Raw genomic sequence first — 12,043 nt, forward strand, 5'->3', positions numbered from 1 at the left:
CGCCGCTCCGGCGGGGCTCCACCGGTCGAGCTGCCACCGCCGGGCTGCCACCGGTCGAGCTGCCACCGCCGAGCGCGTCATGTGTGGGTCGGTTGGGCCGTCTCGGCCGACTGAGGACGCGCTCGGCGGTGGGGCAGCGGCCCGCCGCCGTCAGACGCTGCCGTCAGACCCCGCCCGCGAACCCCGACTGGCGCCACGCCTCGTACGCCACGATCGACGCGCTGGACGTGAGGTTGAGCGAGCGGCGGCCGGAGAGCATCGGGATGCGCACCTGGTCGGTGATGCGCGGGTGCGCGAGCACCTCGGCGGGCAGGCCGGTCGGCTCGGGGCCGAACAGCAGCACGTCGTCGGGCCGGTAGACGACGTCCGCGTAGGACGTCGTGGCGTACACCGTGAACGCCAGCACCCGCGAGTCCGGCAGCGCCGCGAGCAGGGCGTCGAGGTCCGGGTGGACGACGACGGAGGCCAGGTCGTGGTAGTCGAGGCCGGCCCGCTTCAGCTTGGGTTCCGAGAGGTCGAAGCCGAGCGGTTCGACCAGGTGCAGCGTGCTGCCCGTGACCGCGGAGAGGCGGATGGCGTTGCCCGTGTTGCCCGCGATGCGCGGCTCGAAGAACGCCAGGTGCGGCACGGGCGTGGAGGGGTCGGGGCTCACGGCCTCATCCTCGCACCTCGCCCGGGGCCGCCTGTGCCCCCGCATGCCGGCCCGTACCCCGCCGAGAAGTCGAATTCGGCCCCTGGATCCTTCGGATCAGGGGCCGAATTCGACTTCTCGGCGGGTGGGTGCCCGGCGGGTGGGTGCGCCGGCGGGTGGGTGCCCCGGCGGGTGGGTGCCCCGGCGGCTCAGTCCGCCAGCCGCTGCAGCCGGCGCGAGACCCGCCGGTGGTCGGTCAGCGCGTCCCCGAGGCCGGCCAGCCGCGGCTCCCCGCCGTCGACGAGCACCTTCCCCGCGACGACCGTGGTCAGCGCGCGGGCGGGGCCGGTGCGCAGCCACGCCTCGACCGGGTCGGTGTGCGCCCCCGCGAGCGAGACCTCGTGCGCGTCCCACACCACGACGTCCGCCGACGCGCCGGGCCGCAGGTGGCCGATGTCGTCGCGGCCCAGGCAGCGGGCGGAGCCGCGGGTCGCCACGTCGAGCACCTCGCGGGCGTTCAGCGCCGTCGGCGTGCCCGGGCCCTGGCGGTAGCGCGAGAGGAGCAGCGCGGTGCGCGCCTCGAGCCACAGGGACGCGGCGTCGTTCGACGACGAGCCGTCGCAGCCGAGCCCCACGGGCAGCCCGGCCGCGCGCATCTCGGCCACCTTCGCGGTCCCGCCGGCCAGCATCATGTTCGAGCTCGGGCAGTGCGCGACGCCGACCCCGGCCGCGCCGAGGCGGACGATCTCGGCGTCGTCCGGGTAGACGCAGTGCGCGACCCACGAGCGGTCCGTCAGCCAGCCGACCTCCTCGAAATAGTCGACCGGACGCATGCCGTAGGTCTCGAGGCAGTACGCGTCCTCGTCGTGGTCCTCGGCGAGGTGCGTGTGCAGGCGCACGTCGAGGCGCTCGGCGAGCTGCGCCGTCTCGATCATCACGTCCTTCTGCACGGAGAACGGCGAGCACGGGGCGAGCGCCACCTGGATCATCGCGCCGGCGCCGCGCTCGTGGTACGTCGTCACGAGCCGCTCGCTGTCGGCGAGCACGGCGTCCTTGTCCTGCACGACGCTCGCCGGCGGCAGCCCGCCGTCCTCGACGCTGCGCGTCATCGACCCGCGCGTGGCGTGGAACCGGAACCCGATCTCCCGGGCGGCGCGGATCTGCGCGTCGATCAGCCGTGGCCGCGGGTGCACGTAGTGGTGGTCCATCGACGTGGTGCAGCCGCCCATGAGCAGCTCGGTCATCGCCAGGTACGACGAGACGTAGGTGGACTCCTCGTCGAGCCCGGCCCACACGGGGTAGAGCGTGGTGAGCCACTCGAACAGCGACCCGTCGGCCGACGGCGCGAACGCGCGCGTGAGGTTCTGGTACATGTGGTGGTGGGTGTTGATCAGGCCCGCCGTGACCAGGCGCCCGGCGGCGTCGATCGTGCGGCCGCCCTCGGCGAGCGGGGGCTCGGAGCCTCCGGGGCCGACGGCGGTGACCGTCCCGTCCGCGATCGCGACCCAGCCGTCGGCGATCTCGTACCCCGTGTCGACGACGAGGTGCGCGTGGGTGATGAGCAGGTGGTCCGTCATTGCCGTTCCTCCGTGGGTGCGGTGGCGACCAGGGGCGGGCGGCGCTCCCCGCGGGTGCGCCGCCCGGTGCCCTGTCCCGGCCACCCTCGGTGGGTGGCCGGATCGTCACCGCCCGGAGGCGGACGGGCCCGGAACCTTCGATCGCCGATCGATGGTGGGTCCGGTGATGCTACCTCGCGCTCAGGTCGGCGCGCAGGTCGGCGCGCAGCCGCTGGAGGCGGTCGCGCAGGGCGTCGGGGACCCGGTCGCCGAACTGGTCGAAGAACTCCTCGGTGAGGTCGGCCTCGGCCAGCCACGGCCCGGGCGCCACGTCGAGCAGGGCGTCGAGGGCGCCGTCGGGCAGGTCGAGCCCGACGACGTCGAGCGCGCCCTCGGCGGGGACGAACCCGACGGGCGTGCGCACGGCCCCGCGGTCGGTGCGCAGGCGGCGCGAGCGGTCGACCTGGTCGGCGATCCACGCGACGACCCGCGCGTTCTCGCCGAACCCGGGCCACAGGAAGGAGCCGTCCTCGCCCTTGCGGAACCAGTTGACCTGGAAGATCTTCGGCCGGCGCGCGGGGTCGAGCGAGGCGCCGACGCGCAGCCAGTGCGCCCAGTGGTCGGCCATGTCGTAGCCGCAGAACGGCAGCATCGCGAAGGGGTCGCGGCGCAGCTCGCCGACGGCGCCCTCGGCCGCGGCCGTCCGCTCGGACGAGATCGTGGCGCCCATGAAGACCCCGTGCGCCCAGTCGAACGCCTGGGCGACGAGCGGGACGTTCGTCGCGCGACGGCCGCCGAAGACGATCGCGTCGATCGGCACGCCCGCCGGGTCCTCCCAGGTGTCGGCCATGGTCGGGCACTGCGCCGCGGCCACGGTGAAGCGGGAGTTCGGGTGGGCGGCGGGGCGCCCGGCGGCGCCGTCCGCCGGCGTCCAGTCCTGCCCGCGCCAGTCGGTCAGGTGCGCGGGCGCGGTGTCGGTCAGGCCCTCCCACCACACGTCGCCGTCGTCCGTCAGCGCGACGTTGGTGAAGATGGTGTCGCGGGCGAACGTCGCGACGGCGTTCGGGTTGGTCGTCTCGCCGGTGCCGGGCGCGACCCCGAAGAAGCCCGCCTCGGGGTTGATGGCGCGCAGGCTGCCGTCGGCGCCGGGGCGCATCCAGGCGATGTCGTCGCCGATGGTCTCCACCGTCCAGCCGGGCAGCGTCGGGCGCAGCATGGCGAGGTTCGTCTTGCCGCACGCGGACGGGAACGCCGCGGCGAGGTGGTAGGCGCGCCCGGCGGGGGACGTCGCCCGGACGATGAGCATGTGCTCGGCGAGCCAGCCCTCGTCGCGACCGATGACGGACGCGATCCGCAGGGCGAAGCACTTCTTGCCGAGCAGCGCGTTGCCGCCGTACCCGGAACCGTAGGACCAGATCTCACGGCTCTCGGGGAAGTGGACGACGTACTTGGTCGCGTTGCAGGGCCAGGCGACATCGTCCGCATCGTCCTCCAGCGGCGCGCCGACGGAGTGCACCGCGGGGACGTAGGGCGCCCCGGCGTCGACCAGGTCCATGACGTCGCTGCCGATGCGGGTCATGGTGCCCATGGAGACGACGACGTACGGCGAGTCCGTGATCTCGATGCCGATCTGCGACAGGGGGCCGCCGACCGGCCCCATCGAGAACGGCACGACGTACATGGTCCGGCCGCGCATCGAGCCGGCGAACACGTCACGGAGCTCGGCGCGCATCTCGCCCGGGTCGGCCCAGTTGTTCGTCGGGCCGGCGTCGGCCTGCTGCTCGGAGCAGATGAAGGTGCGCGACTCGACGCGGGCGACGTCGTCCGGGTCCGAGCGGGCGAGGTAGCTGCCGGGCCGCAGCTCCGGGTCCAGGGGCAGGAGGGTCCCGCTCTCGACCATGAGCTCCAGCAGCCCGCGGCGCTCCTCCTCGGAGCCGTCGCACCAGACGACGCGGTCGGGCTCGGTGAGGTCGGCGACGCTGCGCACCCACTCGGTCGCGCGGACGGCGCCGGACGCCCGGAACGCGCTCTCGGGGTCGAGGACGGGGTCGACGCCGCCGCGGGGCTCGCGGTAGTCCGACGGGGCGGGCTCCGTCGTCCCGTGGGGCAGTCGCGTGCGGCGGGGGTTCGCGCTGACGGTCATCGGGTCCTCCGGGGCTGAGCAGTGGTCGGCTGGTGTCTCGACTCTGCCCCGCAACCACCGCCACTTCACCGCTCTCGGGCTGTGAAGAATCGCTGATCTTCACGTATCGTGAAGCGATGCCCCGTGATCCGCGTCACGATCCTTCTGCCCCTGCGCCGCAGGGCACGGACCTCGTCACCCTCGGGCGCCGCGTGCGCCACTTCCGCACCGCCGCCGGGCTGACCCTCGACGCGCTCGGCGCCGCCGTCGGGGTCGCGCCGAGCCTGCTGTCGATGATCGAGAACGGCCGCCGCGAACCGCGCCTGTCCCTGCTCCAGCAGGTGGCCTCCGCGCTCGGCGTCACGGTCGCCGACCTCCTGGCCGACGCGGCCCCGTCGCGCCGCGCGGGGCTCGAGATCGAGCTCGACCGCGCGCAGCGGGGCCCGCTCTACGCGACCCTCGGGCTCCCGGCCGTGCGGGCGAGCGGCCGGCTCCCGCTGCCCGTGCTGGAGAACCTCGTCGGCCTGCACCGGGAGCTGACCCGCCGCGCGACGGAGGCGGTGGCCACGCCCGAGGAGGCGCGGCGCGCCAACACCGAGCTCCGCCTCGAGCGGCAGGCGCGCGACAACTACCTGCCCGAGATCGAGCGGCTCGCCGAGCGGATGACGCGCGCGGCCGGCTACGGGGTCGGCCCGCTCACCCACCGCACCGTCGCGCGGATGGCCGAGCAGCTCGGCTTCACGATCCTGCACGTCGACGACCTGCCCCACTCGACGCGCACCGTCACCGACCTCCACCACGGCCGCATCTACCTCCCGCCCGCCTCGATCCCGGGCGGTCACGGCCTGCGCTCGCTCGCCCTGCAGGCGATCGCGCACCGGGTGCTCGACCACCGGCGGCCCGCGTCGTACGCCGAGTTCCTGCGCCAGCGCGTCGAGATCACCTACTTCGCCGCCTGCTGCCTGATCCCCGAGCGGGCGGCGGTCGAGTTCCTCGGGCAGCGCAAGAAGGCGAAGGACCTCGCGGTCGAGGACCTGCGCGACGCGTTCGGCGTCACCCACGAGGCCGCGGCGCAGCGCTTCACGAACCTCGCGACGGCGCACCTCGGCATCCCCGTGCACTTCCTGCGCGTGGCCGACGACGGCGCGCTGTTCCGCGCCTACGCCAACGACGGCCTCGTGCTCCCCGCGGACGTGACGGGCGCCATCGAGGGCCAGCTCGTGTGCCGGCGGTGGGCGGCGCGGGAGGCCCTCGAGCGCCGCGACCGCGCGACGGAGTCCTACCAGTACACCGACACCCCCGCGGGCACCTTCTGGTGCTCGACGCAGACGGGGACGACGGCGGGGGGCGAGTTCTCCATCACCGTGGGCGTGCCGTTCTCGTCCGCCACGTGGTTCCGCGGCCGCGAGACCCGCGTGCGCAAGGTCTCCACGTGCCCGGACGAGGCGTGCTGCCGGCGCCCGGAGGAGGTCGCGTCGACGCGCTGGGAGGGCGCGGCGTGGCCGAGCGCCCGCATGCACCAGCAGGTCCTGGCGGCCCTGCCGCGCGGGGCGTTCCCGGGAGTCGACGACGCCGAGGTGTACGCGTTCCTGGAGCGGCACGCGCCGGAGCCCGGGGCGCCGGGTCGCGCCGGGTGAGCGTCCTGCTCGTGCGCACCGCGCCGCTGCCCGCCGGGCCGCGTGCCCCCGGCTACCCGGCTGCGCGGGACGCGCTGCTGCGCGAGGCGCTCGCGGCAGCGGGGCTCCGGCTCGGCGCCGGCGACGTCGCCCTGGCGCGCCGGTGCGCCACCTGCGGTGGCACCGACCACGGCAAGCCCGAGGTCGTCGCGGCCCTCGCCCGGGGCCGGCACGTGAGCGTCGCGCACACCGCCACCCGGCTGGCGGTCGCGGTGGCGGACGGCCCGTGCGGGGTGGACGTCGAGGACGTCGCCGCCGTCGGGCGGGCACCCGTCGCGCCGGTGCTGCTCGCTCCGCGGGAGCGGGTCGGCGGCGGGCCGCCGGACGCCGAGGACCTCGCGCGCACCTGGGTGCGCAAGGAGGCGCTGCTCAAGGCGACCGGTCACGGCCTCGCGGTGGAGCCTGCCGACCTGGTGCTCGGCCCGCCGGGCGCGCCGCCGCGCGTCGTGCGCTGGCGCGGGCCCGGGCGGACGCCGCGCCCGGCGGGGTGGTCCGAGCAGGTCCTGACGGGCCCGGTGCGCGCTGTGCTCACGGCCGTCGTCCTGCGCGCCCCCTGATCGAGCGGCGTGCTGCGTCCCGCGCCGGGAGACCGGGCAGCGCGGTCTCGTCCAGCCACCGGTCCAGCAGGTCGTCCGCCGCGCCCGCCGGGGACCCGGCGGCACCGGCGCTCTCCCGGACCAGGGCGCGCAGGTCGTCCGTGGTGGCGTGCCCGTGGCGGTGGCGCTCCGTCCACGTCCGCAGCAGGGCGAAGAACGCGTCGTCGCCGAGGGTCAGCCGCAGGGTGTGCAGGGTCAGGGCGCCGCGCTTGTAGACCCGGTCGTCGAACATCAGCTCCGGCCCGGGGTCGCTCAGCACGAGGTCCTGCGGCAGCTGGGCCAGGCGGGTGTGGTGCTCGTGCGCGAGGTCGTCGGCGTCGGGACCGCCCGAGGCCTCGGCCCACAGCCACTCGGCGTAGCACGCGAAGCCCTCGTTGAGCCAGATGTCGCGCCACGTGCGCACCGAGACGCTGTTGCCGAACCACTGGTGCGCCAGCTCGTGCGCCACGAGCCGGTCCGAGCCGCGGCTGCCGTCCAGGTGGTTGGCGCCGAAGACGGACGCGCCGTGGGCCTCGAGGGGGATCTCGAGGTCGTCCGGCGTGACGACGACGGTGTAGGAGGCGAAGGGGTACGGGCCGAACAGGTCCTCGAAGAGCCCGAACAGCTCGTCGTGCCGGTCGAGGTCGTGGGCGACGTCGTCGGCGGCGTCGGCGGTCCGCGCGACGTGCGCGTGCCGGCCGAGGCGCCCGGTGTCGTACGGGCCGACCTGCACGGTGGCCAGGTACGTGCACATCGGCTCGGTGCGCTCGAAGGTCCAGGTGCGGGTCGAGGCCCGGCGCGTCACGCGGTGCACCGGCGCGTTGGCGACCACCGTGTACGGGGAGTCGGTCGTGATCGTCAGGTCGTAGGTGGCCTTGTAGCCCGGGTGGTCGTTGCACGGGAACCAGGTCGGTGCGCCGGTGGGCTGCCCCGCGACCAGGACGCCCGCGCTGAGCTCCTCCCACCCGACGTCGCCCCACGGGCCGCCGGCGGGGGACGGGTTGCCCGCGTAGCTGACCTCCACCGTCGCGGTGCCCCCGGCCTCGAGCGGCCGCGGCGTGCGCACGCGCAGGCCGTGCCGCTTCTGGGCGTACCGGACGCGCTCGCCGTCCACCTCCACGCGCGAGACCCGGAGCCCGACGAGGTCCAGGTGCACGTCCTCGAGCCGCTCCAGCGCCCGGACGTCGAGCGTCGCGACGCCCTCGAGCCGGTTCGGCTCGACGCGGTAGCGCAGCCGGAGCCCGTAGTGGTCGACGACGAAGTCCCGCGCCCCGTGGTGCGGGACGTACGGGTCCGGGGCGGTGGCGCGGCTGGGCAGCATGACGCGTGAGCCTAGTCGACCGGTGCGGTGGTCGCCGGGGGCCATGGCGAGACGGGGTTGCCGTGCCAGCGCGAGCCGGCCGGGAGCACCTCGCCCCGCATGACGAGCGACGCGGGCCCGGCGACCGCCCCCGGCGCGAGCCGGGTCGCCGGCAGCACGACCGAGTGCGGGCCGACCGTCGCCCCGGGACCGACCTCCACGGCGTCGAGGCTCATCACCCGGTCGTGGAACAGGTGGGTCTGCAGGACCGTGCCCCGCCCGACGGCGGCGCCGTCCCCGAGCGTGACGAGGTCGCCCTCGGGCAGCCAGTACGTCTCGCACCACACGCCTCGGCCGATGTGCGCCCCCATGGTCCGCAGCCACCCCGTCAGCAGGGGCGTGCCGAGCACGTGGTCGGCGAACCACGGCGCGGCCACGACCTCGGTGAACGTGTCGGCGAGCTCGTTGCGCCACACGAAGCCGCTCCACAGCGGGTGGTCGCCGGCGCGGAAGCGGCCGACCAGCAGCCACTTCACGGCCGACGTCAGCAGCGCGGCGGCCAGCCCGGCCACGAGCAGCACCGGTCCGGCGAGGACGGCGGCCGCCGTCCACCCCCATGCGCGGGCGGCCTGCAGGACCGCGGTCACCACCAGGACGGAGAGCGCGGCGGAGGCGACGACGGCGAGCAGGCGCAGCACCTCGACGCCGCCGCGCGCCCACAGCAGGCGCCTGCTGGGGTCGAAGGTGAGGCCCTCGTCCGCGTCGTCGGCGGCCGGGCGGCGCAGCAGCACCGGCGGGCTGCCGATCCACGAGGACCCCTTGCGCGCCTTGTGCGGGGCGGCGGAGAGCACCGCCACCAGCCCGTTCTTCGGGACGGAGCGGCCGGGCGCCGTGATCCCGGAGTTGCCGAGGAACGCGCGCCGGCCCACCTTGGCGCGGGCGACGCGCATCCACCCGCCGCCGAGCTGGTACGGCGCCACCATCGTGTCGTCGGCGAGGAACGCGCCGTCGGAGGCCTCCATCATCGAGGGGATGCCCACCACCGTGGACGCCTCGACGTGCTTGCCCATGCGCGCCCCCAGCAGGCGGAGCCAGCCGGGCGTGACGACGCTGGAGTAGAGGGGGAACAGGGCGGTGCGGGCGGAGTCCATGACGCGCTCCGTGCACCAGGCCTGCCACCCGACGCGGCTGCGGACGGCGTGCCAGCCCTCCGTCATCCGCACGCTCAGCAGCCGGACGAGGACGAGGGTCCCGAGCGCGTACGCGGCGAACGCGCACAGCGCGGCGAGCGGTAGCCGTACGGCCGCGGCACCGAGCTCGGCGAACGGCGTCGAGGGCCCGGTCGGCCCCGGACCGCCGAGCAGGACCGCGACGCCGACGGCGAGCGCCGCCACGGGCAGCAGCGCCAGCACGACGCCGCCGACGCCGTAGAGCACCAGCCACCTCGTGCCCCGGGGCGGGCGCGCGTCGGGCCACGGGTGCCGGACCTGGCTGCGCCGGCGGGTGGCGGGGGAACCCTCCCAGTACTCGTCCTTCCCGGTGGACCCGACGACTGCGGAGCCGGCGGCCACGTCCGTGCCGCGCCGGACCCGTGCGCCGGGCAGCAGCACGCTGCGCGCCCCGACGGTCGCGCCGGGCCCGACGGTGACCCGGCCGACGTGCAGGACGTCGCCCTCGAGCCAGTGCCCGGACAGGTCCACCTCCGGCTCCACGGCCGCGCCGTCCCCGACGGAGAGCATGCCCGTCACCGGCGGCAGCGTGTGCAGGTCGACGCCGCGCCCCATCCGGGCGCCGAGCGCCCGCGCGTACAGGCCCACCAGCGGCGCCGCGGAGATCGTCAGGCCGCCGAGCGCGGTCACGAGCTGCTCGGCGAGCCAGAGCCGGCGGTGCACGGAGCCGCCGCGCGGGTGGTCGCCCGGGCGCACGCCCCGCAGCAGCAGGCGGGCGCCGAGCACGGCGAGACCGAGGCGCCCGACCGGCGTGACGAGCAGCAGCCAGACGAGCAGCACCGCCACCCACGGGACCGCGGGCACGGCCCCCGCGAGCCTGCCGGCGGCCGAGCCCGCCGCGAGCAGGCCCACGTCCGTCGCCCACCGGGCACCGGCCACGGCGAGCGCCGTCCAGGCCGCCCAGCGCAGACCGGAGACCACGCGGAGCAGCAGGAGCATCACCTGCTGGAACGCCTGCGTCCCGACGGGCGTGGTGGGCACGGGGCCGGCGGGCGCGCCCGACCCGGCCCGGGCGCCGTCGGCCGGCCCGTACGCACGCTCGAGATGGCCGGCGAGCTCGGCGACCGTCGGGTGGGCGTAGAGGTCGGCGACCGTGGCGGACGGGTAGCGCTCGCGGACGGCGGAGACGACCTGCGCCGCGGTGAGGCTTCCGCCGCCCAGGTCGAAGAAGTCCTCGTCGGAGGCGGCGGGGGCGACGCCCAGGACCGCGGCCCACCGCGCGGCGACCCAGGTGGCGGTCGGTCCGCCCAGCTCGGCGGGGTCGGCCGGCGCGCCGTCGCCCGTGCCGCCGGGCGTGCCCGCACCCGCCGGCGTGCCGGCCAGCGGCCACGGCAGCGCGTCGCGGTCCACCTTGCCGCTCGTGCGCGTCGGGATCTCACCGACGACGCCGATCAGCGGCACCAGCGCGGCGGGCAGCACCTCCCGCAGGTGGGCGGTCAGCGCCCGGCCGTCGAAGGTGCCGGGATCGGCCGGCACGACGTAGCCGACGATCATCTGGTTGCCGGCGTCGGTACGTCGGACGGCGGCCGCCGCGGCGGAGACCTGCGGGGCGTCGAGCAGCGCCGAGTCGATCTCGCCGAGCTCGATGCGCCGGCCGCCGACCTTCACCTGGTCGTCGGCGCGCCCCACGAACAGCAGGCCGTCGGGGTCGGCCACCACGAGGTCGCCCGAGCGGTAGGCCCGCGCCCAGCCGAGCGAGGGCAGCGGCGCGTACTTCTCGGCGTCCTTGCCGGCGTCGAGGTAGCGCCCGAGCCCGACGCCGCCGATGACGAGCTCGCCGGTCGCGCCCGCGGGGACGGGCTCCCCGGCCTCGTCGACGACGGCCAGGTCCCAGCCGTCCAGCGGCAGGCCGATCCGGACGGGCCCGACGCCGTCGAGCACCGCGGCGCAGGCGACCACCGTCGCCTCCGTCGGGCCGTAGGTGTTCCAGACCTCGCGCCCGGGCCCGACGAGCCGGGCGGCGAGCTCGGGCGGGACGGCCTCGCCGCCGAAGATCAGCAGGCGCACGCGCGCGAGGTCCGCCGCGGGCAGCAGGCCGGCCAGCGTGGGCACGGTCGAGATCACGGTGATCCCGCGCTCGGCGACCCAGGGGCCGAGGTCGAGCCCGGTGCGGACGAGGGCACGGTCGGCGGGGACGAGGCACGCGCCGTGGCCCCAGGCCAGCCACATCTCCTCGCAGCTCGCGTCGAACGCGACGGAGAGGCCGGCGAGCACGCGGTCGCCCGGACCCAGGGGTGCGTCCTGGAGGAACAGCCGCGCCTCGGCGTCGACGAACGCCGCCGCGCTGCGGTGGGTGACGGTCACGCCCTTGGGCGTCCCGGTGGAGCCGGAGGTGAAGATGATCCAGGCGTCGTCCGTGGCGCGCGGGGCGGCCGGGGCGGCGGGCGCGGCCGGGCCGGAGGCGCCGCCGGGGCGTCGGGGTGCCGCGACGCCGAGGCCGGGGGCGATCTCGCCGTCGTCGCCCACCACGGCGACGACGCCCGCCTCGCCGAAGACGAGCTCGGCGCGCTCCTCGGGGTCGTCCCGGTCGACGGGCACGTACGCGGCGCCCGCCCGCAGGACCGCGAGGATCGACAGGTAGAGGTCGGCCCGGCCGGAGGTCGCGCGGACCCCGACCCGGTCGCCGCGCCGGACGCCGTGCCGGGCCAGCGCCCGCGCCCGGGAGCCCACCTCGGCGGACAGCTCCGCGTAGGACCAGACGCGCGCGCCGTCGTCGACCGCCGGGGCGTCGGGGTGCCGGGAGGCCGTGGCGTCGAGGACGTCGACGAGGGTCCGTGCCGACGGTGCACGATCCCCTCGGAGCAGGGGGCCGGACGGGGACACGCGAGTCCTCTCGGTGGGAGGCGACGCCTCGGGGGACGCCTTCGCGAGCATCGTAGGGTCGCCCGTCCGGCCGCGCCGTCGGTGTCTCACCGAACGGGTCAGACCCCCGCCAGGCGGGAGCCGGGCGAGGG

General features: G+C 76.3%; 7 protein-coding genes. 2 read left to right on the top strand and 5 right to left on the bottom strand.

Annotated elements, in window-relative coordinates:
- Positions 1-163: 163 nt before the first annotated feature.
- The 3 genes from EDF32_RS07310 to EDF32_RS07320 all read right to left on the bottom strand — a co-directional run bounded on the left by EDF32_RS07310 (position 164) and on the right by EDF32_RS07320 (position 4,330).
- Complete coding sequence (locus EDF32_RS07310; protein ID WP_370449940.1) at positions 164-652, bottom strand: tRNA (cytidine(34)-2'-O)-methyltransferase; 489 nt, start codon at positions 650-652, stop codon at positions 164-166.
- A 188-nt stretch (positions 653-840) separates the two neighbouring features.
- Positions 841-2,208, bottom strand: coding sequence for an 8-oxoguanine deaminase (locus EDF32_RS07315; protein WP_123307867.1), 1,368 nt, complete (start codon positions 2,206-2,208; stop codon positions 841-843).
- Positions 2,209-2,377: 169 nt separating this feature from the next.
- On the bottom strand, positions 2,378-4,330 hold the full coding sequence (locus tag EDF32_RS07320) for a phosphoenolpyruvate carboxykinase (GTP) (RefSeq protein ID WP_123307868.1): 1,953 nt from the start codon (positions 4,328-4,330) through the stop codon (positions 2,378-2,380).
- A gap of 116 nt (positions 4,331-4,446) precedes the next feature.
- Here EDF32_RS07320 and EDF32_RS07325 point away from each other — a divergent pair, with 116 nt between their 5' ends.
- Together EDF32_RS07325 and EDF32_RS07330 are read left to right on the top strand one after the other, a co-directional pair.
- Positions 4,447-5,946, top strand: a complete 1,500-nt coding sequence (locus EDF32_RS07325) for a helix-turn-helix transcriptional regulator (protein ID WP_123307869.1) — start codon at positions 4,447-4,449, stop codon at positions 5,944-5,946.
- A complete protein-coding gene (locus EDF32_RS07330; RefSeq protein ID WP_123307870.1) occupies positions 5,943-6,542 on the top strand; it encodes a 4'-phosphopantetheinyl transferase superfamily protein in 600 nt (199 codons plus the stop codon). Before EDF32_RS07325 ends, EDF32_RS07330 begins: the two co-directional genes overlap by 4 nt.
- Here EDF32_RS07330 and EDF32_RS07335 read toward each other — a convergent pair.
- Positions 6,514-7,881, bottom strand: coding sequence for a M1 family metallopeptidase (locus EDF32_RS07335; protein WP_123307871.1), 1,368 nt, complete (start codon positions 7,879-7,881; stop codon positions 6,514-6,516). The genes EDF32_RS07330 and EDF32_RS07335 overlap by 29 nt on opposite strands.
- Positions 7,882-7,892: 11 nt before the next feature.
- Positions 7,893-11,963: a Pls/PosA family non-ribosomal peptide synthetase gene (locus EDF32_RS07340; RefSeq protein ID WP_123307872.1), complete on the bottom strand. Its 4,071-nt coding sequence runs from the start codon at positions 11,961-11,963 to the stop codon at positions 7,893-7,895.
- Between the last annotated feature and the right edge of the window lie 80 nt (positions 11,964-12,043).

It is taken from the genome of Cellulomonas sp. PhB143 (assembly GCF_003752595.1).
Taxonomy (GTDB): domain Bacteria; phylum Actinomycetota; class Actinomycetes; order Actinomycetales; family Cellulomonadaceae; genus Paraoerskovia.

Excerpts from the sequence above, each read along its gene's own strand:
- EDF32_RS07315 (WP_123307867.1), bottom strand. The coding sequence starts at position 2,208 with ATGACGGACCACCTGCTCATCACCCACGCGCACCTCGTCGTCGACACG.
- EDF32_RS07325 (WP_123307869.1), top strand. The coding sequence starts at position 4,447 with ATGCCCCGTGATCCGCGTCACGATCCTTCTGCCCCTGCGCCGCAGGGC.
- EDF32_RS07340 (WP_123307872.1), bottom strand. The coding sequence starts at position 11,963 with ATGCTCGCGAAGGCGTCCCCCGAGGCGTCGCCTCCCACCGAGAGGACT.
- EDF32_RS07320 (WP_123307868.1), bottom strand. The coding sequence starts at position 4,330 with ATGACCGTCAGCGCGAACCCCCGCCGCACGCGACTGCCCCACGGGACG.
- EDF32_RS07335 (WP_123307871.1), bottom strand. The coding sequence starts at position 7,881 with ATGCTGCCCAGCCGCGCCACCGCCCCGGACCCGTACGTCCCGCACCAC.